19 protein-coding genes and 2 tRNA genes are annotated in these 21,013 nt (G+C 41.6%); 16 read left to right on the top strand and 5 right to left on the bottom strand.

Translation table 11 applies throughout. The annotated features are described in order from the left end of the window. Nucleotides 1-473: 473 nt before the first annotated feature. The gene (locus tag HMPREF1551_RS04430) at nt 474-1,943 is read right to left on the bottom strand and encodes a PspC domain-containing protein (protein ID WP_021627852.1); all 1,470 of its coding nucleotides are present in this window, start codon (nt 1,941-1,943) and stop codon (nt 474-476) included. Between the two features lie 2 nt (nt 1,944-1,945). After that, a complete protein-coding gene (locus tag HMPREF1551_RS04435; RefSeq protein ID WP_034544303.1) occupies nt 1,946-2,278 on the bottom strand; it encodes a PadR family transcriptional regulator in 333 nt (110 codons plus the stop codon). 176 nt (nt 2,279-2,454) lie between these two features. On the opposite strand from HMPREF1551_RS04435, the gene HMPREF1551_RS04440 reads away from it, so the two are divergent. From HMPREF1551_RS04440 to HMPREF1551_RS04450, 3 genes are read left to right on the top strand one after another with little or no spacing between them, the layout of a single operon-like run. Then, nucleotides 2,455-3,495 carry an acyl-CoA reductase gene (locus tag HMPREF1551_RS04440; RefSeq protein WP_034544304.1) on the top strand — a complete coding sequence of 347 codons (1,041 nt, stop codon included), beginning with the start codon at nt 2,455-2,457 and terminating at the stop codon, nt 3,493-3,495. Between the two features lie 56 nt (nt 3,496-3,551). Then, on the top strand, nt 3,552-4,616 hold the full coding sequence (serC, locus tag HMPREF1551_RS04445) for a 3-phosphoserine/phosphohydroxythreonine transaminase (protein ID WP_021627855.1): 1,065 nt from the start codon (nt 3,552-3,554) through the stop codon (nt 4,614-4,616). A 17-nt stretch (nt 4,617-4,633) separates the two neighbouring features. Next, entirely contained in the window at nt 4,634-5,590 is a 957-nt protein-coding gene (locus HMPREF1551_RS04450; RefSeq protein ID WP_021627856.1) for a D-2-hydroxyacid dehydrogenase, read from the top strand. Between the two features lie 53 nt (nt 5,591-5,643). On the opposite strand, the gene HMPREF1551_RS04455 is transcribed toward HMPREF1551_RS04450, so the two are convergent. Beyond that, a complete protein-coding gene (locus HMPREF1551_RS04455; RefSeq protein ID WP_021627857.1) occupies nt 5,644-6,804 on the bottom strand; it encodes a glycosyltransferase family 4 protein in 1,161 nt (386 codons plus the stop codon). 202 nt (nt 6,805-7,006) lie between these two features. Here HMPREF1551_RS04455 and lpdA point away from each other — a divergent pair, with 202 nt between their 5' ends. From lpdA to HMPREF1551_RS04475, 4 genes are all read left to right on the top strand, one after another. Next, complete coding sequence (gene lpdA, locus HMPREF1551_RS04460; protein ID WP_021627858.1) at nt 7,007-8,404, top strand: dihydrolipoyl dehydrogenase; 1,398 nt, start codon at nt 7,007-7,009, stop codon at nt 8,402-8,404. Nucleotides 8,405-8,524: 120 nt separating this feature from the next. Next, the gene (folD, locus tag HMPREF1551_RS04465; protein ID WP_021627859.1) at nt 8,525-9,403 is read left to right on the top strand and encodes a bifunctional methylenetetrahydrofolate dehydrogenase/methenyltetrahydrofolate cyclohydrolase FolD; all 879 of its coding nucleotides are present in this window, start codon (nt 8,525-8,527) and stop codon (nt 9,401-9,403) included. A gap of 3 nt (nt 9,404-9,406) precedes the next feature. Then, entirely contained in the window at nt 9,407-9,859 is a 453-nt protein-coding gene (locus HMPREF1551_RS04470) for a 6-pyruvoyl trahydropterin synthase family protein (protein WP_021627860.1), read from the top strand. 15 nt (nt 9,860-9,874) lie between these two features. Further along, nucleotides 9,875-10,636, top strand: a complete 762-nt coding sequence (locus HMPREF1551_RS04475; RefSeq protein WP_021627861.1) for a type III pantothenate kinase — start codon at nt 9,875-9,877, stop codon at nt 10,634-10,636. Here the strand turns inward: HMPREF1551_RS04475 and uvrC are convergent, their stop codons facing one another. Next, nucleotides 10,637-12,415, bottom strand: coding sequence for an excinuclease ABC subunit UvrC (uvrC, locus tag HMPREF1551_RS04480; RefSeq protein ID WP_021627862.1), 1,779 nt, complete (start codon nt 12,413-12,415; stop codon nt 10,637-10,639). 414 nt (nt 12,416-12,829) lie between these two features. Between uvrC and bioD the strand changes: the two genes are divergently transcribed. From bioD to odhB, 9 genes are all read left to right on the top strand, one after another. Beyond that, complete coding sequence (bioD, locus tag HMPREF1551_RS04490; RefSeq protein ID WP_021627864.1) at nt 12,830-13,444, top strand: dethiobiotin synthase; 615 nt, start codon at nt 12,830-12,832, stop codon at nt 13,442-13,444. Between the two features lie 128 nt (nt 13,445-13,572). Continuing rightward, complete coding sequence (locus HMPREF1551_RS04495; RefSeq protein ID WP_021627865.1) at nt 13,573-15,048, top strand: LysM peptidoglycan-binding domain-containing protein; 1,476 nt, start codon at nt 13,573-13,575, stop codon at nt 15,046-15,048. A gap of 26 nt (nt 15,049-15,074) precedes the next feature. Next, nucleotides 15,075-16,739, top strand: a complete 1,665-nt coding sequence (locus tag HMPREF1551_RS04500) for an MBOAT family O-acyltransferase (RefSeq protein WP_021627866.1) — start codon at nt 15,075-15,077, stop codon at nt 16,737-16,739. Nucleotides 16,740-16,909: 170 nt separating this feature from the next. Continuing rightward, a tRNA-Glu gene (locus HMPREF1551_RS04505) sits at nt 16,910-16,981 on the top strand. Between the two features lie 24 nt (nt 16,982-17,005). Further along, nucleotides 17,006-17,077 (top strand) — tRNA-Glu (locus HMPREF1551_RS04510). A gap of 48 nt (nt 17,078-17,125) precedes the next feature. Then, nucleotides 17,126-17,383: a 30S ribosomal protein S20 gene (gene rpsT / locus HMPREF1551_RS04515; RefSeq protein WP_021627867.1), complete on the top strand. Its 258-nt coding sequence runs from the start codon at nt 17,126-17,128 to the stop codon at nt 17,381-17,383. Nucleotides 17,384-17,588: 205 nt separating this feature from the next. After that, nucleotides 17,589-18,407, top strand: coding sequence for a 3-methyl-2-oxobutanoate hydroxymethyltransferase (gene panB / locus HMPREF1551_RS04520; protein ID WP_021627869.1), 819 nt, complete (start codon nt 17,589-17,591; stop codon nt 18,405-18,407). A gap of 3 nt (nt 18,408-18,410) precedes the next feature. Next, on the top strand, nt 18,411-19,121 hold the full coding sequence (locus tag HMPREF1551_RS04525; protein WP_021627870.1) for an RluA family pseudouridine synthase: 711 nt from the start codon (nt 18,411-18,413) through the stop codon (nt 19,119-19,121). A 140-nt stretch (nt 19,122-19,261) separates the two neighbouring features. Continuing rightward, nucleotides 19,262-20,479 (top strand): 2-oxoglutarate dehydrogenase complex dihydrolipoyllysine-residue succinyltransferase, encoded by a 1,218-nt coding sequence (odhB, locus tag HMPREF1551_RS04530; RefSeq protein WP_021627871.1) that lies wholly within the window; start codon nt 19,262-19,264, stop codon nt 20,477-20,479. A 78-nt stretch (nt 20,480-20,557) separates the two neighbouring features. On the opposite strand, the gene HMPREF1551_RS04535 is transcribed toward odhB, so the two are convergent. Then, entirely contained in the window at nt 20,558-20,917 is a 360-nt protein-coding gene (locus tag HMPREF1551_RS04535) for a copper resistance protein NlpE (protein WP_021627872.1), read from the bottom strand. Nucleotides 20,918-21,013 lie beyond the last annotated feature (96 nt).

The following is a 21,013-nucleotide window of genomic DNA, read 5'->3' on the forward strand; positions in this document are numbered from 1 at the left end:
AATACAAAAAGAAATGCCCTACTATTTTCCTTTATATATGATAGAGATAAGCGTTTTTAAAGCCTATAAAACACTCTAAATGAAGTGAGTTCGGTATAATAGAAATAGCCTACAGAATTTCCCTTGTTAGTATGTTTCTTACAGTTTTTACCTACTACTCAGTAGAGCTTTTGGCTCTTTATGGGAGCTATAAGCTCTTCCTATGATAGGCACGAGCTAAAGTCGCTAAATACTTGTAAGCGAGTATGTGACTCGCGCCAGCGGAGGGGAGACAAACAGGTTAAATGATTACAAGGGCAAAGATACTACTTTTTTTCTGAGTTTTGAGTTTTAAGTTTTGAATTTTGAGTTAGTTGCTAATATAAATCAATAGGTTAAAAATTACATTCTTAATTAGTTGAGAAACAATAAATTACATCTAATTTTCTAAGACGCAATAAATTACGTCTTAGAAAATTAGCAAATTGTATTTGTTATTTCTCTTTTACAATACTATCATTGACGGCCTTATAGATACCACTAGGGAGCGAAAGAGCTCTTAGCTTGGAGGGTGGGGCGAAACTTATGACTTTTTTCCCATTGGGTAAGAAAAGTCTTATATATACCTTTTGAAAGCGGAAAGCCTTTTCTTTTTTCAAATAATACCCATTAGGAATGCTTATATGATTATCAATTATCTCCAAGGGGTAATCTATATTTCGGATGTGTACTAATGCATCATCGGTATTTTTACCTCGAGAAGAGATACTTATCTGTAAAAAAGGGGTCGGTTCCTCAGTTGGATATATTCCCACAAAATGTACATCTCCGTTTTTTCCATTGCCTAAGCTATCTATATACATATTATTGTAGGGAGCTATGTATTTTTCACTTAACAAAAGAGTATCGTCTGTTGTATTTATCGCTATTTTTTCCTCTATCCTATTGTAAGAGACAAATTTTCTAGAAACACTTATAGCCAAGGTTAGTCCTACAAAGAGAGGAAGTACAAAAAGGAGTATATTGGTTAAAAACCAAGTCTTAGGAGTGCTATAGTGTCCTTTATGAAAAATCTTGTAACACCCCCATACCAATATGGAAAAGAATAAAGCAAAGACCATCGCCCAAATAAGGTAAAAGAGTACCTGCTCGGTTGGAGAGAGTACGAAGGGGAGATAATCCCTGAGGAATACCGAAGTAATACCGCTGGCCAGTCCTATACCCAATACACTCAATAATACTGCCACTAATATAGAAAAGACCCCCATAAAGAATAGGAATGCCATAAAATATCCTACGGCCTTGAACAATAGCAAGAGCATCCCTGATAGTCCTGTTGTTCTGCTATCTAGCTCTTTTTTAGGGTATGGTTCTTGTGCAGATTGTGCTTTGAAGGCAGAAATCGTATCCAGATTAGCTTCTATACCCTTCATTTCCAGCTTTTCAGTAGTGGTGTTGGCTTGAGGAATCACCATCCAAAGGATGATATAAAGCACTATCCAAAAAGAAGCACTTGGAAGAAAAAACATACCATGCGCCATAATGAGCAGTACATAGATAATTCTCAGTAAGGTAACTTCCATTTTGAAATAATAGCTTAGACCAGAGAGTACCCCTGCTAATTTTTTCCCTTCCCTATCGCGATAGAGTTTTCTCTCTCTAAAGGATAGGGTGGTTGGCTTACCCTCAGATAGCGTATCCTCATCCTGTATATATTGTTCGGGCTGTCCCATAATCTCAATGAGATAGCTAATATCAGAAGAAGTAACTACTTCCGTATTTTGCATACGTGCTCTGAGGAGTTCGGCCATGCGTTGTTCTACATCGGTGAGAATTTCGTCCGTATCGGAGGACTGACCTAAGTATTGGCGCACCTTGGTAAGGTAAGCGGAAAGCTGGGAAGCGGCACCATTTTCTATGATAAAGGAAAAGCCGCCTAAACTGATGTTATGTGTTTTGTCCATGATTAAATAAGTTTGGTTATCATTGTTTGTAATTCGTTCCAGGAGGCAAGGGCTTCGTTGAGGAAAGAAAGCCCCTTGTCGGTAAGGGTGTAATACTTTCTGGGAGGTCCTTCGGTGGACTCACGCCAAGAATAGTTCAGTAAAGAGGCATTTTTCAGCCGGGTCATCAGCGGGTAGAGTGTCCCCTCCACCACGATCATATCTGCCTCCTTAAGTGCTTCCATGATGTCCGATGCGTAGGCTTCCTTCTTCTTATGGATGATAGAAAGGACACACATCTCCAAGACCCCTTTTCGCATTTGGGTTTTGATCTTCTCTAAATTAATAGCTTCCATAGTCATCTGATTTGACCCTGCAAAATTACAAATAATTTTAGTACTATGCAAAACAAAGTAGCTTTTTTTTAATTGTTAATTATCAATGATTAATTGTTAATGATTGAAATTAACAATTGACAACTAACAATTAACAATTATAATTCGTATATTTGTGGTTTGAAAAAATGATTTTGATGCAGACTTTAGAACAGAGAATACAACGGATAGCTGCCTTAGGTGCTATGCTTAGGGACTATTTCCTCTATGGAAAGGAAGCCGCTATCTATACGGAGCTGGAAGCCGCTGTTGAAAAAGCGGAGCAGCAAAATGCTTGGTTTGATAGGGAGAATTGTCTTTTTGCGCTAAAACATTGGGCAGGACTTTTAACAGAAAACCGCTTACGTGAGTGGCTTTCCGCCTATACCATAGCAGAGAAGACCCCTAAGCAAGTAGCCCTTGTCTTGGCTGGAAATATCCCTATGGTAGGCTTCCACGACCTGCTCTGTGTGCTGCTCTCTGGGCATAAGGCCTTGGTAAAACTCTCCTCACATGATAGGGTATTGCTCCCCTTCTTAATGAGTAAACTGAGCGAAATCAACCCTAATTTTCAGGGTATGGTAGCGTTCACCGAGGAAAAACTTAGCGATTTTGATGCCGTGATTGCTACTGGTAGCAATAATACGGCCCGCTATTTTGAGTATTACTTTGGGAAAAAGCCCCATATTATTCGCCGCAATCGCAATTCGGTAGCGGTACTTACAGGAGCGGAGACCCCAGAGGAGTTATTCCTATTAGGAGAAGACATCTTCAGGTATTTTGGCTTGGGTTGTAGGAGTATATCGAAGCTATTTGTTCCCGAAGACTATGATTTTGTTGCTTTTTTTGAGGCTATTTATCCCTATCATCACCTTTTAGAGCATCAGAAGTATGTCAATAACTACGACTACAACAAGGCGGTATACCTTATGAGCCTATTTCCGCTCTTAGAAAATGGATTTCTACTTCTAAAGGAAGACGAAAAATACGCCTCCCCTATTGCCACCCTTTTCTATGAACGCTATAAGAATATACCCAGTCTCTTACAACGTTTGGAAACGGATAAAGAACAGATCCAATGTGTAGTAGGTGGAGCCGCTATCCCGCATACCGTCGGATTTGGACAAAGCCAAGTACCATCGCTTACTGATTATGCGGATGGAGTAGACACTTTGGTATTCTTAAATAATATTAATTAATTTGGTTGACATATTTTTAAATTCTAATTTTGCCACCTAACTATTAAGAAGAGAACATGAAGAAACATAATTTTAGTGCAGGCCCCTCCATTTTGCCTGCTGAAGTGATTGAAAAAGCCTCCCAGGCTGTTATAGAATTAGAAGGTACAGGGCTATCCATTTTGGAGATGTCCCACCGAAGCAAAGAGTTTGTTGCCATTATGGAACGTGCCAGGGCTTTGGCTTTGGAATTGGCAGGGCTTACCGGTAAGGGCTACCAAGCCTTATTTCTGCAAGGCGGTGCCAGCTTGCACTTCTATGCCTCCGCCCTAAACCTATTGGAGCGTAAAGGTGCCTATATAGATACAGGTACTTGGGCGCACAAGGCAGCCATAGAAGCCCAATTTGTCGGTGCTACCGAAGTGATAGCCTCCTCCAAAGAGAATGGTTACCGCTCTATCCCCACCGAATACACCCTTCCCAAGGATGCTGATTACCTACATATCACCACCAACAATACCATCTATGGGACAGAATACTTTACCTATCCCAAAGTCTCCATTCCCCTGATAGCCGATATGAGTTCAGATATTTTCTCCAAGGAGATGCCCTTTGAGGATTTTGCTCTTATCTACGCTGGAGCCCAAAAAAATATAGGAGCGGTAGGTACCACCTTGGTTATCGTACGCGAAGATGTGTTGGGCAAGGTAAGTCATAAGATTCCTACTCACCTGAACTATCAAGTACATATCAAGAACGAAAGTATGACCAATACGCCTCCTACCTTTGCCGTATACACCTGCTTACTTACCATGGAATGGCTCAAAAAACAAGGAGGTATCAAGGCCATAGAAGCGAAGAACATAGAAAAAGCCCGCCTGCTCTACGAAGAAGTAGATCGCAATCCCCTCTTCAAAGGCTATGCCGATGTCAAAGACCGTTCGCGTATGAATGTGGTTTTCAACTTGGTAGATGAATCCCTAAGCGATCGCTTCAATGCCCTATGGACAGAAGCCAACATCAGCGGCATCAAAGGTCATAGAAGTGTGGGCGGCTATCGTGCCTCTATCTACAACGCCCTTCCTATAGAAAGCGTACAACTCCTTATAGAGGTGATGCAACATTTTGAAAAAACAGTATAAATACCTATTTATTATTTATGAAGATATTAGCCAACGATGGCCTTAGCGCAAAAGCTATAAAAACCCTTGAAGGAGCAGGCTTTGAAGTACTCACCACCAAAGTCGCTCAAAACCAATTGGCCTCTTTCATCAATGAAGCACAGATAGAGATTCTTTTGGTACGCTCGGCCACTCAAGCCAAGAAAGACCTTATCGATGCCTGTCCGTCCCTAAAGCTCATTGGTCGCGGAGGGGTAGGCATGGACAATATAGATGTAGCCTATGCCCGAGAGAAAGGTATTAAGGTTATCAATACCCCCAATGCCTCTTCCCATTCGGTTGCAGAACTTACCTTTGCTCACCTCTTTTCAGGGGTACGTTTCCTCTATGATGCCAACCGCAACATGCCTTTGGAGGGGGATTCCCGCTTCAATGAGCTAAAGAAAGCCTATGCCAACGGACAAGAACTCAAAGGAAAGACCTTGGGTATTATAGGATTAGGACGTATTGGAAAGGCGGTAGCTACCATCGCCTTGGGACTTGGAATGGAAGTAATTGCCTATGATCCTGAACAAAAAGAAGTTTCTATTACCCTATCCTTCTTTGATGGGCGTAGTCTTGACTTTGTAATAAAGACAATAAGCAAGGAGGAAGTCCTTAAACAAGCTGACTTTATTACACTACACATTCCTGCTCAAAAGGAAGCTGTCATAGGAGAGAAGGAGTTTCAACTGATGAAGGATGGGGTAGGTATCATCAATATAGCCCGAGGCGGCGTAATAGACGAAGAAGCGCTACTCCATGCATTGGAACATGAGAAGGTTGCCTTTGCAGGTTTGGATGTATTTGAAGGTGAGCCCACCCCTTCTATCCGTATCCTTATGCACCCCCGTGTGTCCCTCTCCCCCCATATAGGAGCGGCTACTCTTGAAGCACAAGAGCGCGTAGGTGATGAGCTAGCGGAACAGATAATAGAAATGATGTGTGAAAAGTGAGAAATTTGAGATAGAAAAAATATAGGGGCGAATTGCAATTCGCCCCTACATATTTATTTATGTTTTCGTTTTTTCTTTCTCCCAATAGGAGTTTGATCCAATATCTTTTGTATTCTCTGTTTGTTCCTACGTACGGCAAAACTACGATTATAATAGAAGACTAAAAGTGTTGTTGCGATAATGAACAGTCCTAATATCACAAAGAGCGTAATGGTAGATATATAAAGATTGGCTACATAGAAAAACACAAAGGCAAGGAGATTGAACAAAGCCAAAAGGAGACTTGCCTGCACATGAGAAAGCTCCATATAGTCAATCATGATATGATGAATGTGGTTTCTATCCGCAAAAAAAGGACTTCGGTGCTTGAGGATACGTATGAGAAATACCCTCATAGTATCCACAAAAGGAATAAAGAGAATAATAAATATAAGAACGAACTTATTATAATACTTAATATCAGCTGCTACAAGCCTATCTACAGGAAGATTTAAAAAACGAAGTGTACACACCCCTATGATAAGACCTATCAGCAAAGAGCCCGTATCACCCATAAATATACTTTTCTTTTTAGATATATTATATCTTAGAAAAGCCGCCAAACATCCTATACAACTAAGGGAAAGCAATAGGAAATAATAATCTTCCGTTTGATAGAATACAAAAGCAAAGATACCAAAAATCATAATCCCCACCATAGAAGCAGAACCATTAATCCCATCAATGAGGTTGTAAGCATTGACAATCGATATAATGATAAAAACGCCTAAAGCGTAAGAGAACCAAAGTGGTAATTCATAAATTCCTAAGAAACCGTTGAAAGTATCAATCGACAACTCTGCACTATCCATCACAAAGACAAAGGCAAGGATCTGACCTATAATCTTTGTCTTGGGTGTTACCCCCACCAAGTCATCTTTTATCCCTATATAAAAGAGAATCAGCAGACCAATGACTAATGAAAGACTTAATCTCTGCGAATCATGAGCTTGCAGGAAATACAAACTACTGAGTAAGCTCGCAAAGAAAGCCACTCCCCCCATCGTAGGAGTTTTCTCCTTATGAGAACTCCGCTGGTTAGGGTCATCCATTAAGTTTTTAATCTTAACAATTGCAATAATTCGGGGTACTACTAAATAAGAAACTACAAAAGATTGTAAGATAACAAATACAGATAATAACTCTAACGAAAGATTGTTATATATATACTGCATAATCCATCTGGTTTTTTCAATCGCAAAGATAGGGAATAAGTTAGATATTTAAAAATTTTTTGAGAAAAATATTTATTTTTTCTATTTGACTAACAATCAAACAGTTGAATAATTACAGAGAAAATTTTAGCAAAAATATTTTCTCTATAAAAAATAAATTTCGTAATTTCGTGCCGTTTTTCAGAACATAAAATATTTTATCATGAATAAATACGATGTTATAGTATTAGGTAGCGGTCCTGGAGGATACGTAACCGCTATTAGAGCCTCCCAATTGGGCTTCAAAACTGCTGTTATTGAGAAAGAAAACCTTGGAGGGGTGTGCCTTAACTGGGGTTGTATCCCTACCAAAGCGCTGCTGAAGTCTGCTCAGGTATTCGAGTACCTAAAGCATGCAGAAAGCTACGGAATAAAAGTAAGTGACAAAGGATTTGATAAGGATTTTTCAGCCATCGTAAAGCGCAGCCGCGATGTGGCTGGCACCATGAGCAAAGGGGTACAATTCCTTATGAAAAAGAATAAAATAGAGGTTATCAACGGCTATGGTACCCTAAAACCAGGCAAAAAAGTAGAGGTAAAAGATAAAGATGGTAAAGTGACTGAATACAGTGCTGACCACATCATTATCGCTACTGGTGCACGCTCACGCGAATTGCCTGCCCTTCCTCAAGATGGTAAGAAAATTATTGGCTACCGCCAAGCCCTTACCCTTGCTGAACAACCTAAAAAGATGATCATCGTAGGTAGTGGAGCGATAGGTATTGAGTTCGCTTACTTCTACCACTCTATGGGTACTGAAATTACTGTAGTGGAATTCATGCCTAACATTGTACCTGTAGAAGATGAGGAAATCTCCAAACAACTTGAAAAGAGCTTCAAGAAACTCGGTATCAATGTAATGACTTCTTCTGAAGTAACTAAGGTAGATACCTCTGGAAAAGGAGTAAAAGCCTATGTAAAAACAGCCAAAGGAGAAGAAGTCCTCGAAGCAGACATCCTACTCTCTGCCGTAGGTATCAAGACTAATATAGAAAACATAGGTTTGGAAGCGGTAGGTATCAAGACTGAACGCGATAAGATCCAAGTAAATGAGTTCTACCAAACTAATGTTCCTGGTTACTATGCTATTGGCGACGTGGTACCTGGACAAGCCTTGGCACACGTAGCATCAGCAGAAGGAATCCTCTGTGTAGAGAAAATCAAAGGCTTGCATGTAGAGCCTATCAACTATGGCAATATTCCAGGATGTACTTACTGTACTCCAGAGATCGCCTCTGTTGGGCTTACTGAAAAACAAGCTAAAGAAAAAGGTTATGAAATCAAAGTAGGTAAGTTCCCATTCACTGCCTCTGGTAAGGCCAATGCAGCAGGAACTACTGATGGATTTATCAAAGTTATCTTTGATGCTAAATATGGCGAATGGCTTGGCTGCCACATGATCGGTGCTGGTGTTACCGATATGATCGCAGAAGCTGTAGTAGCTCGTAAATTGGAAACTACTGCACATGAAATCCTCAAAGCAGTACACCCTCACCCTACCATGAGCGAAGGAGTGAAAGAAGCCGTTGCGGCCGCTTATGGAGAAGCTATTGATATTTAATATATTTAAATTTGGTTATGTATTTTAAGGTAGGAGCGAACACTATTCTATTCGCTCCTACTCTTTTATAGTAAAGCGTGAAAAGAGGTTAGTGGTTAGAAATAATAAAAAATAAAAACAATGGAATTATTAGACGGAAAAAAAACGGCTGCTTTGGTACAAGAGGCTATTGCCAAAGAAGTACAAGAACTCGTGGCTAAAGGCAACAGACCCCCACACTTGGTAGCTATCTTGGTGGGTGATAATGGGGCTAGTATGACCTATGTCAACAACAAAGTCACCGCTTGTGAGCGTGTAGGTTTTGCCTCCTCGGTGGTTAAGCTACCTCAAGAAGTGACCCAAGAGGAACTGCTAAAAGAAATAGAGAAACTCAATGAGGATAAGAATATTGACGGCTTTATCGTACAATTACCCTTACCTAAACATATCAACGAGCAGGAAGTCCTATTGGCTGTCAATCCTGATAAGGATGCAGATGGCTTCCACCCTACCAACTTCGGTCGTATGGCTTTAGGCTTAGAGGCCTTTATCCCTGCTACTCCCTTTGGTATTTTGGAGCTACTTACTCAATACGAAATACCTACTGACGGAAAACATGTGGTAGTGATTGGTCGCTCCGACATCGTAGGACGCCCCATCAGTATTCTCCTTTCTCAAAAGCCCTGGAATGCTACAGTCACCCTCACCCATAGCCGCACTCAAAACTTAGCCCAACTTACCCAAGAGGCCGACATCATTGTTGCTGCCTTGGGAATACCCAACTTCCTAAAGTCAGAAATGGTCAAGGAAGGCGCTGTAATCATAGATGTGGGTATTACTCGTGTAGCAGATGCTTCGGCTAAGAAAGGCTTCCGCATCGTAGGGGATGTAGATTTTGAGCAAGTAAAGGAAAAAGCCAGCTACATCACCCCAGTACCTGGAGGGGTAGGGCCTATGACCATCGCTATGCTGATGAAAAATACCCTTAACGCCTATAAAAGAACCCATAAAATAAAATAATACATGACGAAAATCCGTATTACCAAAAAGTTTGAGTTCGAAGCAGGACATGCCCTCTATGGATATGATGGAAAATGTAAAAATATCCATGGACATAGCTACAAGCTATGGGTTACCGTTATCGGAAGTCCTATAGAAGATGCCTCACATGTAAAAAACGGCATGGTGATAGACTTTGGAGACATCAAAGAGTTGGTCAATGAATATATAATCAAAGAAGCCGATCACACCATTTTTTTCAATGGCAATAGTCCTCACAAGGCCTTGGCCGAGAAGCTCCAAGCGGAGGGACATAGGGTTGTTCCACTCCCCTACCAGCCCACCAGTGAGATGCTCATTGTAGATTTTGCCCAGCGCCTGCAGAAACACCTACCCATGCATATCGCCCTACATAGCCTTCGCCTACAGGAAACCGAAAGTTCCTATGCCGAGTGGTATGCCTCTGATAATCTTTAACTTAGTAAACTCATTATGTTATTAGCCGTTAATATAGGTAATTCCAATATTCGTTTTGCAGTAGTAGAAGGCCAAGCGGTACATCTGTCTTGGACGATTGCCACCAAACCTTATCGCACAGCAGGAGAGTTCTATACAAGTTTTCAAACCTATAAGGAACAATACAAAAATGCCTTTGGGAAAATCAGTAAGATTGTAATCGGCTCGGTAGTTCCCCAGCAAACCCAAATCATCGCTAAGATGCTGCAAAAGACTTTTTCTATAAAGCCTTTTTTAGTCAATCGAGATACGCCCAGCGAGGTTACCCACCACTCCAATCAAATGGGTACCGACCTATATGCCAATGCGGTAGCGGCACATTACCTCTACCCTGGGCAAAAGAAGATCATCATAGACTTTGGCACCGCTCTGACACTTACAGGAGTAGCCGAGACGGGAGCTATGCTTGGGGTCATCATTGCCCCAGGGGTGATTACTTCCCTACAATCCTTGGTCAGTAGTACTGCCCAACTCCCTTATATAGAACTTAATGAACCCAAATCCGTCTTAGGTATGGATACAGAGACCTGTATGCAAAGTGGGATCATCTATGGCTATACCGCTATGGTGGAGGGACTGATAGAACGCATCAAGCAAACCTATGAGAGCGACTTTCTGGTTATCTCCACCGGAGGCGTAGGTCATGTGTTCAGCAAGCTGACGGAGAAAATCCAAATTGATGATAAGTATCATACCATCAAGGGATTGGCTTTGTTGTATGAACTGCACAAAAAATAATCAGGGGTGGAAATAATCCCAAACCTTTTGGGCTCTTGACTGGCCTATAGCAGCGATAATTTCCTCCTTGGAAGCCTCCTTGAGACGCTTTACCGATTTGAATTGCTTGAGTAGGGTCTCTTGGGTCTGCTTACCCACCCCAGAGATTTGCTCCAACTCCGAATGAATGGCACTGGCACTGCGCTTCTGCCTATGGAAGGTAATTCCGAAGCGGTGCGCCTCATTGCGCAGGTGCTGGATCACCTTGAGCGTTTCTGACTTTTTATCTAAATACAAAGGAATAGAATCCCCTGGATAGAAGATCTCCTCCAAGCGCTTGGCAATCCCCACTATGGCTATTTTTCCACGCAAGCCCAAGAGCTCTAACGACTTGAGGGCAGCCCCTAATTGGCCTTTTCCTCCATCAATGATAATAAGCTGTGGCAGTGGCTCCTCTTCGTCCAAGAGGCGACGGTAGCGGCGATAGACCACCTCCTCCATAGAGGCAAAGTCATTAGGACCTTCTACTGTTTTGATATTAAAATGGCGGTAATCCTTTTTGCTAGGCTTGGCATTTTTGAAGACCACACAAGCCGCTACGGGATTGGTACCCTGAATGTTAGAGTTGTCAAAACACTCAATATGAGCTGGAGGCTCACTCAGACGAAGATCGCGCTGCATTTGGGTAAGTAAGCGGTTGGTATGTCGCTCCGGATCGGTGATTTTTACCTGCTTGAATTTCTCCTGACGATATGCCTGTGCATTGCGCTCGGATAGCTGTAAGAGCTGAAACTTCTCCCCCGCTTTGGGGACAGTGAGCTGCTCGGTGAATTCCATACTGAGTGGGAAAGGCACGATTAGCTCCTTAGAATTGGACCTGAAACGCTCCCTAAGCTCTACTATACCCAATTCGAGTAGTTCCTGGTCGGTTTCCTCTAATTTTTTCTTCACCTCCAAGGTATGCCCTCGTACAATCGCCCCATGAGCCACTTGTAGGAAGTTGATATAGGCATATTCCTCATCTGAAACGATGGAAAATACATCCACATTGTGGATTTTAGTGCTTACAATGGTAGATTTGGACTGATAGTTCTCCAAACTCTCCAACTTGAGCTTGATCTCCTGTGCCTCCTCGAAGCGCAAAGCAGCCGCATGTTCGCTCATCTCCTTCTTGAAATAAGCGATGACCTCCTTGAGATTCCCCTTGAGTATCTCCTTGATCTGATGGATATTATGATTATATTCCGCTTCGCTCTGTAAGCCCTCGCAGGGGCCTTTGCAGTTTTTGATATGGTATTCGAGACATACCTTATACTTTCCCTTATCGATATTCTCTTGAGAGAGGTCTAACCTACAATTGCGCAAGGGATAGAGATCCTTGATCAAATCCAAGAGGGTACGCACCACTTTGATATTGGTATAAGGGCCAAAGTAAGTACTTCCGTCCTTTTGTACCTTTCGGGTAAAGAACACCCGAGGAAAGCGCTCATTGGAGATACAGATCCATGGATAGCTCTTTCCGTCCTTCAGTAGGATGTTATAACGCGGTTGGTACTTCTTTATCAGGTTGTTTTCCAGTAGCAAGGCATCATTCTCGGTAGCTACCACTATATGTTCGATACGGACAATCTTGCTAACCAGTACCCTTGTTTTAGGCGAATCATGCTCCTTATTGAAGTAAGAAGAGACCCTTTTTTTGAGATTTTTTGCTTTCCCTACATAGATAATGGTATCGGAGCTGTCAAAGAATTGATAGACTCCAGGACTATCGGGAAGCGTTTGTAATTGGAGAGAGAGCATTTTGTTAATGACAAGTGACCAACTATTCTTTATAGTTATAGTTGTCTTTATTAGGGCAAAAGTATAAATTATTTTTTATATGGCAAAAAATAATTTACTATACATCTTTACAATAAGGGTTCCTAAAACTAGGATAAGAGCAATACAAATGATACCGATAAGGCAGCCCATACCCAATCTCCAGTATGGCTTTGTTGAACTTCTGTACTCATTTTTCTTTTCTTTTAATGGTTATTTTCTTGAGGCAAAATTAGAAGCTGTACTGGACAAACTGTGACCGGGTGACAATGTTTTTAGATAATAATTGCCGATAAATAGTTTATTTGTGAGGTGGAAAGTTAGTAAAAAAATTAAAAAACCAAAAGATATTTTTTGTAATTTTGTGCCTTAGAAGAATCCTTCCAAAATATAACTATGGAACCCACTTATTTTATTACCGGTATCTCTACTGAGGTAGGTAAAACCATTACCTCTGCTATCGTAGTGGAAGCCCTTGAGGCTGATTATTGGAAACCTATCCAATCAGGCGATAAGCATGCTTCGGACACCATGAAGGTACAATCCTTGATCTCTAACTCACGTACTCGCTTTTTCCCGTCCAGCTACGAATTTGACTATCCTGCCAGTCCCCACCTTTCAGCACAGATGGAGGGGGTTACTATAGAAAAGGATAAGATCATACGCCCCGAAACCGATCGTCCGTTGGTGATAGAGGCTGCCGGAGGGCTTTTTGTTCCGCTAAATGATCGTGATATCATGATGGATCTGATCTTACCCACCGATAGGGTGATCTTGGTCTCCCGTCACTACTTAGGTAGTATCAACCACACGATGCTTTCTGTAGAAGCCCTACAGCGCCGAGGCCTCTCCATCTATGGAATTGTCTTCAGCGGTACTGAAAATCCTGCTACCGAGTCTTGGATCGCTTCTTACTCCAAAGTACCTATCTTAGGCCGTATAGAGGAAGAACCCTTCTTTGATAAGGAAGTCATTAAGAAATACCACAGAATAGTGACGAGTGACAAGTGACAAGTGATAAATGACGAGTGACAAGTAATTATAAAAATGTTATTTATTGTTAAATAAATAGCAACCGCTATATTTTTGCACAATTTTTGTGCTGTGTCTCCCCTGACTACACCCAACAACACTAAATTATGAAAAAAAAGACTTCCTTACTAAGAATGATCGCTATTTCTATGGCTTTGATCACCTCGGTGTTTCTGTATGCTAAGATGAGGCATTTCCCTTTTCCTGTTGATACTAAGGACTCCTCACATACTACCACAGAGGAGCCTGTAGCCTATGAATATCTGTACAATGCCAAGGCCTTAGCGCCCTTTTTTGAGAAGCTCAATGCCTTGGATACACTGAAGGACAGGAAACTAAACATCGTTCATATAGGAGACTCCCATATACAAGGGAATGCGATGACTGGAGAACTACGCCAGCAATTTCAATCCCAGTTTGGTAATGGTGGCTTGGGGTTTGTTTTCCCCTATTCCCTAATAGGTACCAATGGAGAACGCTATGTTCGCTTTTCCTCCAACATCACTTGGGATAGCCAAAAGAACACCAATCGAGAAAATATAAACTCCATTGGGATTGGCGGTTATTCCTTACTGACGAATAATAAAAACTTTGTGATAGAACTCAACCTGAAAGACAAGGATTATTCGTTCAACACCTTGCGGATACTCACCCCTAATAACCAACATTTGTTCGATTTGGCCACCAGTAAGAATGGTGTTTCACTCAAGCCCGTGCCCTCTGCCAAACGAGTAACTTACAAGTCCCTTTCCCATAAAGTACAGAAAGGAGAGACCCTCTATTCCTTATCCAAAAAGTATAAGACTACGGAGGGCAAAATCCAAAAAGCCAACCACCTCAAGGGGAATACTATCCGCATAGGATCTGTTTTGAAAATACCTACTGAGGAGCGTGTAGTCGCTGCTACAGAGGCGCACCCAGTAGCATTAGACCACTTTGAGACCTTAATAGGGGATACCGCTTCCTCCTTAGGATATACCTACAACAATCTCAATGATCTGGACAAAATCTACCTTACCCCCAATACCCAAAATAGTAATTTTACACTCAATGGAATTGTATTGGAAAATGACCAAAAAGGAATCATCTACCACTCTATTGGGGTGAATGGCGCGCGCTTCTCCGATTATAATAAGTGTAGCCTCTTTTTTGACCAAATACAAGCCTTACAGCCCGACCTTATTATCGTTTCCTTAGGAACCAATGAAGCCTTCGGAAAGCTCTCAGCAGAAAATTATGATAAGCAAGTGGAGAGTTTTATCACTCAGATTCGGGAGCATTATGGAGATTGTCCTATATTACTGACCTCTCCCCCTCCCTCTTTGTTCAAGAAAAAGCTCCCCAACCCTTTTTGTGAGCAATATGCCCATGTCCTTATTGACCATTCTGTAAAGAATAACTATGGAGTCTTTGATTTGTATAAAGTATTGGGCGGTAGTGAAGGAATGCAAAGGCTTATCTCCCAAAAACTCATCGCACATGATCGCGTACACTATACCCATACGGGCTATGTAGAACAGGGAGGCAAACTCTTTGATGCCCTTATGAGCAATTATTTACTATATAAAAATCAGCAAAAATAATCTTACCTTTGAAAATAAATGATTGGATGCAGTGGGTCTCTGACCTCTGCTCTTTGGAACAACTCAAGAGCTGGTTTGCTTATCATCCTGAAGCGCCACTCTTATTTAACAGTAGTCTATTCTTAGGACTCTTTCTTGTTTTTTACCTTGTATATATACTTACCAAGGAGCATACCTACTTCCGTACAGTATATGTGGTACTCTTTTCCCTCTTTTTTTATTACAAAGCAGGAGGGAATTACTTTATCCTATTGCTTATCTCCTCGGCTATCAATTATTTTTTAGCCCAACAGATCCATGAGAACTGGGGTAGTAAGCGCCTACAGAACCTATTTTTAGGGCTAAGCTGTATCGTTAATTTGGGAATTTTGGGCTATTACAAATACACCAATTTTTTGATAGACAGCTTCAATCAATTATTTCAAAGTCACTTTGCCCTTTTGGATATTATCCTTCCTATAGGTATCTCCTTCTACACCTTTCAGACGATGAGTTATACCATAGATATATATAGGAAAGAGATCACTCCGGCAAAGTCCTTTTTGGATTTTACCTTTTTTGTGAGCTTCTTTCCACAGTTAGTCGCTGGGCCTATCGTTCGGGCGAAAGATTTTATTCCACAAATATACCAAAAAGTAAGCCTTACGAGAGAAGAAACCTCACAGGCCTTATTCCTTATCATAGGAGGGCTACTCAAAAAAGCAGTCATCTCGGACTATATCTCCACCAATTTTGTGGATAGGGTATTCGATGCCCCCAACAGCTACACCTCCTTTGAGAATCTTTTGGCCGTATATGGGTATTCCATACAAATCTATTGTGATTTTTCAGGATATTCGGATATCGCCATTGGGCTGGCACTACTTATGGGCTTTACCCTACCGGAAAACTTTCGTACCCCTTATCAGTCAAAAAACATTACCGAATTTTGGCATCGTTGGCATATATCACTCTCCACATGGCTAAAGGACTATCTGTATATCCCCTTAGGAGGAAATCGAAAGGGAAGCTTTTGGGGCTACTTCTTCCCTACTCTATTTTTTGCAGCTACCTTATCTTGGGCTTTTGTGCAAGGAAAGGAAAGCCTTACACCGCTACTTATCACCTTTGGTGTGATTATTCTCTTCGAAGTATCCATCCTACTATCCCCAGATAAAGCCAAATCGCTAAGAAGTCACTTTAACCAGCTCACCACTATGCTTTTGGGAGGGCTTTGGCATGGTGCCAGCCTACGTTTTGTCATATGGGGGGCACTTCATGGGTTAGCCTTATCCTTCCACAAATCGTTCAAAGAGCTATTCCCAGAGAAAAAGGAAAGAAAAAATAGCTTCCTAAGCGCAATAGTAACCTTTATCGCTGTGGTAGTTACCTTCCATTTCGTGGCTTTTTGCTGGATATTCTTCCGCTCAAAGGACTTTTCTACGGCTATGACCCTCATTGGACAAATAGGCCAACTAAGCTATGACCCTCACCAATGGTGGGTTATCATAGAAGGTTATCAGAATATCATTATTCTATTGGTTGTAGGCTATGTATGGCACTTTTTCCCATATCGCTGGAATGAAGCCCTTAGACTGTTCTTCGGGAAAATCCCTTTGATAGGCAAAGCCTTGGTCTTGGCCGTTGTCTTTTGGTTAGTCTATGCCACTGCCAGTGCGGGACCACAGCCCTTTATCTATTTCCAATTCTAAAGCTCAATAGTTAATGGAAAAGAATTTTTTACATATAAAGCATTGATTATCAGTTTGTAGAAAAATAATTTTGAAAAAACACAAAAAAAATTCACCAAAAGTATTGCAGGTTCGAAAAAAAGTTGTACCTTTGCACTCGCAAATGAGAAACATAGTGTAAGAAAATTTAAGGTCCGTTCGTCTAGGGGTTAGGACGCAAGGTTTTCATCCTTGTAACAGGGGTTCGATTCCCCTACGGACTACGAAACTTAAATTTTTCATTTGCAGGTCCGTTCGTCTAGGGGTTAGGACGCAAGGTTTTCATCCTTGTAACAGGGGTTCGATTCCCCTACGGACTACATCTTTTTAGTAATTTTATACAATACCACTTTAATTGAGATAAGAATATGGCAAACCATAAGTCAGCAATCAAAAGAATTAGAAGAAATGAGGCAGCTCGCCTTAGAAATCGCTATCAACATAAAACTACTCGTAATGCTATCAAAAAATTACGTACTACTACTGACGTAAATGTAGCTAAAGAACTATTGCCTAATGTAGTTTCTATGATTGACAAATTAGCAAAAAGAAATATTATCCATAAAAACAAAGCGGGTAATCTTAAGAGTAACCTAATGAAACATGTAAATTCATTAGTAGCTTAAAAAATCATTTGCTCATAGTGAAATATTTAAAATTACTATTAATAAAGACTATTCAAAATAAGAATAGTCTTTATTTTTTTATATTATTCCCTAATGATAAATATTCCACCTTATCTGAAGGGGGAAAAATCTTGTTTGTCTTGCCAAAATATCGTATCTTTGCGACCCAAAAGAATAAAAAGTGAAGAATTAATCATTAAAAATAATGTCTATTTCAAAAAAAGAAACCAAGCGTGTAACGGTACAAACGCTACAGGCTATGAAAGCTAAAGGAGAAAAAATCACCATGCTCACAGCCTATGATTATACCATGGCCAAAATCATTGATGGAGCAGGTATTGACATCATCTTAGTAGGAGATTCCGCCGCCAATGTGATGGCAGGGTATGAGACCACCCTTCCTATGACCTTGGAAGCGATGATATACCACGCTTCGGCTGTGGTACGTGCTTGCTCACGTGCCTTAGTAGTTGCAGATTTGCCCTTCGGCACCTACCAATCCGACCCACAACGTGCCTTGGATTCGGCTATCCGTATGATGAAAGAGAGTGGCGCACAGGCCGTAAAACTCGAAGGAGGTAGAGAAATTGGTGAGGGCATTCGTCGTATTCTAGAGGCCGGTATCCCTGTGGTAGGTCACTTAGGACTTACCCCACAGTCCATCAATAAATTCGGAGGCTATGGCCTTCGTGCCAAAGGAGAAGCGGAAGCACAAAAGCTTAAAGAAGATGCACTCTACCTGCAAGAATTGGGCTGTTCGGCTATTGTCTTAGAAAAAATTCCTTCCGCCTTGGCCAAAGAAGTTAGTCAAAGCCTTTTGATCCCTACCATAGGAATCGGTGCAGGACACGAGGTAGACGGGCAAGTACTGGTCTCCCAAGACTTTTTCGGTATGTTTGTAGATTACAAACCCAAGTTTGTACGCCAGTACCTCAATCTGCACGAGCTGATGAGTGGTGCTGTAAGCCAATACATCATCGATGTCAAGGCACAAACCTTCCCCAATGAGAGCGAACAGTACTAAGAAATGAAGACAAACGCTCAAAACCTAGAGGTACTCTATGAGGATAACCACTTGATAGCAGTCAATAAGAGAGCGGGAGATATAGTTCAAGGAGATAAGACCGGTGATATTCCCTTAAGTGAAATTGTCAAGGCCTATTTGGTAGAAAAATATCACAAACCAGGAGAGGCCTATCTCGGTGTAGTACATCGATTGGATAGGCCTACCACTGGTCTTGTCCTCTTTGCCAAGACCTCCAAAGCACTCCCCCGCCTCAATGCTGCTTTCGCTACTAAGCAGGAGGTGAGCAAGCAATATTGGGCTTTGGTAGAGAAAAAGGAGATCCCACAAGAAGCTACCCTTACCCATTTTTTGGTACGCAATACCACTCAAAATAAGTCCTATGCCTACCCCAGTGAAAGGCCTCAATCTCAAAAAGCAATCCTTAAGTATAAGACATTGGCAAGCCTTGATCATTACTTACTGGTAGAAATCACCTTGCTCACGGGGCGCCATCACCAAATACGAGCACAGTTTGCTGCCTTAGGCTGTCCTATCAAAGGAGATCTCAAATATGGCGCTAAGCGCAGCAATCCCGATGGAAGTATCTGCCTACATGCACGTGTGCTTGAACTATTGCATCCTGTAAAAAAAGAACCTCTTAGCCTTATAGCTCCTCTGCCTGAAAATTTTGCCAAACTTGTGGAAGCTATTCCTCAGAGAAGCCATTTGTAAAAAAAATACTTTTTTATTGGCTATTCTATTTTTTTTTTTATCTTTGTGCATGTATTACAGTGGTTACAGATTAGTCATCTGTGATTGACCATTAGACATCAATTATTGATCATTAATTTTGGACTAAAATAAAAAAATTTATGGTTTTAGAAATGAAAGTCCCTTCTCCAGGGGAGTCAATTACCGAAGTAGAAATCGCCACTTGGCTTGTAAAGGATGGCGATTATGTAAAAAAAGACCAAGCCATTGCAGAAGTGGATTCTGATAAAGCCACTCTAGAACTTCCTGCTGAGGTGAGTGGAGTTATTACCCTCAAAGCTAAAGAAGGGGATTCGGTGGCTGTAGGGCAAGTCGTATGTCTTATTGATACCGATGCAGCAGCCCCTGCGGAAGCGGCCGCACCTAAAGCAGCTGCTCCTGCTCCTACCCCAGCTCCTGCTCCTAAAGTAGAAGCCCCTGCCCCTACAAGTTACGCCACTGGCGAGCCCTCTCCTGCTGCTAAGAAAATCTTAGCCGAGAGAGAAATTCCAGCCAGCCAAGTAAGTGGTACAGGTAAGGGAGGACGTATCACTAAGGAAGATGCCCTCAAAGCACAACCTGCACGCCACAGTATGGGAACTCCCACCTCAGGCAAAAGAGGAGAAAAACGCGCTAAACTCTCTATGCTACGCCGCAAAGTAGCGGAACGATTGGTTGCTGCTAAGAATGAAACTGCTATGCTTACCACCTTCAACGAAGTGGATATGTCTGCCATCTACGAAATTCGCAATGAATACAAGGATGCCTTCAAGGAACGCCACAATGTAAGCTTAGGCTTTATGTCTTTCTTTACCCTCGCTGTAGTACGCGCCCTCAAGCTCTTCCCCGATGTCAATTCCATGATTGATGACAAAGAAAAAATCACTTACGACTATTGTGACATCTCCATTGCAGTATCAGGGCCTAAAGGGCTTATGGTACCAGTGATTCGCAATGCCGAAAACCTTTCTTTCCGTGGTGTAGAAGCTGAAGTAAAACGCCTTGCTATCCGTGCCCGTGAAGGACAAATCACAGTAGATGAGATGACAGGTGGTACCTTCACCATTACCAACGGTGGTGTATTCGGAAGTATGCTTTCTACCCCTATCATCAACCCACCACAGTCTGCTATCTTGGGTATGCACAACGTAGTGGATCGTGCCATTGTCCGCAATGGTCAAATCGTGGTTGCCCCTGTGATGTATATTGCCCTTTCTTATGACCATCGTCTCATTGACGGTCGTGAGTCCGTAGGCTTCCTTGTAGAAGTGAAAAAAGCGCTCGAAAACCCAGTAGAACTCTTGATGAACAATGACTTAAAGAACGCACTCGAACTTTAATAATTGTTTTCTACCATAATCAAAAAGAGGCTGCCAATAAGGGACAGCCTCTTTATTTTTTCAGAATAACCTACGAGCCTATTTCTTTTTAAGGATATAGTAGGAAGCAAGTTCACCTGTAACTTCCTTACCCTCTTCCAAGAAAGCAATAGAACCATCTTCTTTTACTCGGTATTGTTGTGTCTTTCCGCTTTCTTTCTCGCTGACAAGAGTAAGTACCTTGTTTTGGGCATCATAGCTCACCTTTCCGTTGTCCTCTTCTTTGAGATCATTCATCACTTCCTGTGAGGTATAAGTATCTTTTCCAATGGAAAGACTTACATTGATACCGCTACAGTCTGCACAAGGGAAAGTACCCTCGTAAGTACCCTCATAAGCTGTCTTGCCACCACAAGAAGCCAACACTAAGGCCACGCTGGCCAATAGAATTTTTTTCATCGTATAATGTATTTTATTTATGTTTAGTGAGTGCTACAATTTTTATGCCAAAACTATTGGAACCTTTGAAAATTTATAAACCTAATTGCTCTTTTC

The sequence above is a fragment of the Capnocytophaga sp. oral taxon 863 str. F0517 genome (assembly GCF_000466425.1).
Taxonomy (GTDB): Bacteria; Bacteroidota; Bacteroidia; order Flavobacteriales; family Flavobacteriaceae; genus Capnocytophaga.

Bases quoted from the DNA above. Each gene is read 5' to 3' on its own strand.
- HMPREF1551_RS04500 (WP_021627866.1), top strand. From the start codon at position 15,075: ATGCAGTGGGTCTCTGACCTCTGCTCTTTGGAACAACTCAAGAGCTGG.
- uvrC (WP_021627862.1), bottom strand. From the start codon at position 12,415: ATGCTCTCTCTCCAATTACAAACGCTTCCCGATAGTCCTGGAGTCTAT.
- HMPREF1551_RS04470 (WP_021627860.1), top strand. From the start codon at position 9,407: ATGACGAAAATCCGTATTACCAAAAAGTTTGAGTTCGAAGCAGGACAT.
- rpsT (WP_021627867.1), top strand. From the start codon at position 17,126: ATGGCAAACCATAAGTCAGCAATCAAAAGAATTAGAAGAAATGAGGCA.
- odhB (WP_021627871.1), top strand. From the start codon at position 19,262: ATGGTTTTAGAAATGAAAGTCCCTTCTCCAGGGGAGTCAATTACCGAA.
- HMPREF1551_RS04495 (WP_021627865.1), top strand. From the start codon at position 13,573: ATGAAAAAAAAGACTTCCTTACTAAGAATGATCGCTATTTCTATGGCT.
- folD (WP_021627859.1), top strand. From the start codon at position 8,525: ATGGAATTATTAGACGGAAAAAAAACGGCTGCTTTGGTACAAGAGGCT.
- HMPREF1551_RS04525 (WP_021627870.1), top strand. From the start codon at position 18,411: ATGAAGACAAACGCTCAAAACCTAGAGGTACTCTATGAGGATAACCAC.
- HMPREF1551_RS04450 (WP_021627856.1), top strand. From the start codon at position 4,634: ATGAAGATATTAGCCAACGATGGCCTTAGCGCAAAAGCTATAAAAACC.
- HMPREF1551_RS04435 (WP_034544303.1), bottom strand. From the start codon at position 2,278: ATGGAAGCTATTAATTTAGAGAAGATCAAAACCCAAATGCGAAAAGGG.
- HMPREF1551_RS04455 (WP_021627857.1), bottom strand. From the start codon at position 6,804: ATGCAGTATATATATAACAATCTTTCGTTAGAGTTATTATCTGTATTT.
- bioD (WP_021627864.1), top strand. From the start codon at position 12,830: ATGGAACCCACTTATTTTATTACCGGTATCTCTACTGAGGTAGGTAAA.
- serC (WP_021627855.1), top strand. From the start codon at position 3,552: ATGAAGAAACATAATTTTAGTGCAGGCCCCTCCATTTTGCCTGCTGAA.
- panB (WP_021627869.1), top strand. From the start codon at position 17,589: ATGTCTATTTCAAAAAAAGAAACCAAGCGTGTAACGGTACAAACGCTA.
- HMPREF1551_RS04430 (WP_021627852.1), bottom strand. From the start codon at position 1,943: ATGGACAAAACACATAACATCAGTTTAGGCGGCTTTTCCTTTATCATA.
- HMPREF1551_RS04535 (WP_021627872.1), bottom strand. From the start codon at position 20,917: ATGAAAAAAATTCTATTGGCCAGCGTGGCCTTAGTGTTGGCTTCTTGT.
- HMPREF1551_RS04440 (WP_034544304.1), top strand. From the start codon at position 2,455: ATGCAGACTTTAGAACAGAGAATACAACGGATAGCTGCCTTAGGTGCT.
- lpdA (WP_021627858.1), top strand. From the start codon at position 7,007: ATGAATAAATACGATGTTATAGTATTAGGTAGCGGTCCTGGAGGATAC.
- HMPREF1551_RS04475 (WP_021627861.1), top strand. From the start codon at position 9,875: ATGTTATTAGCCGTTAATATAGGTAATTCCAATATTCGTTTTGCAGTA.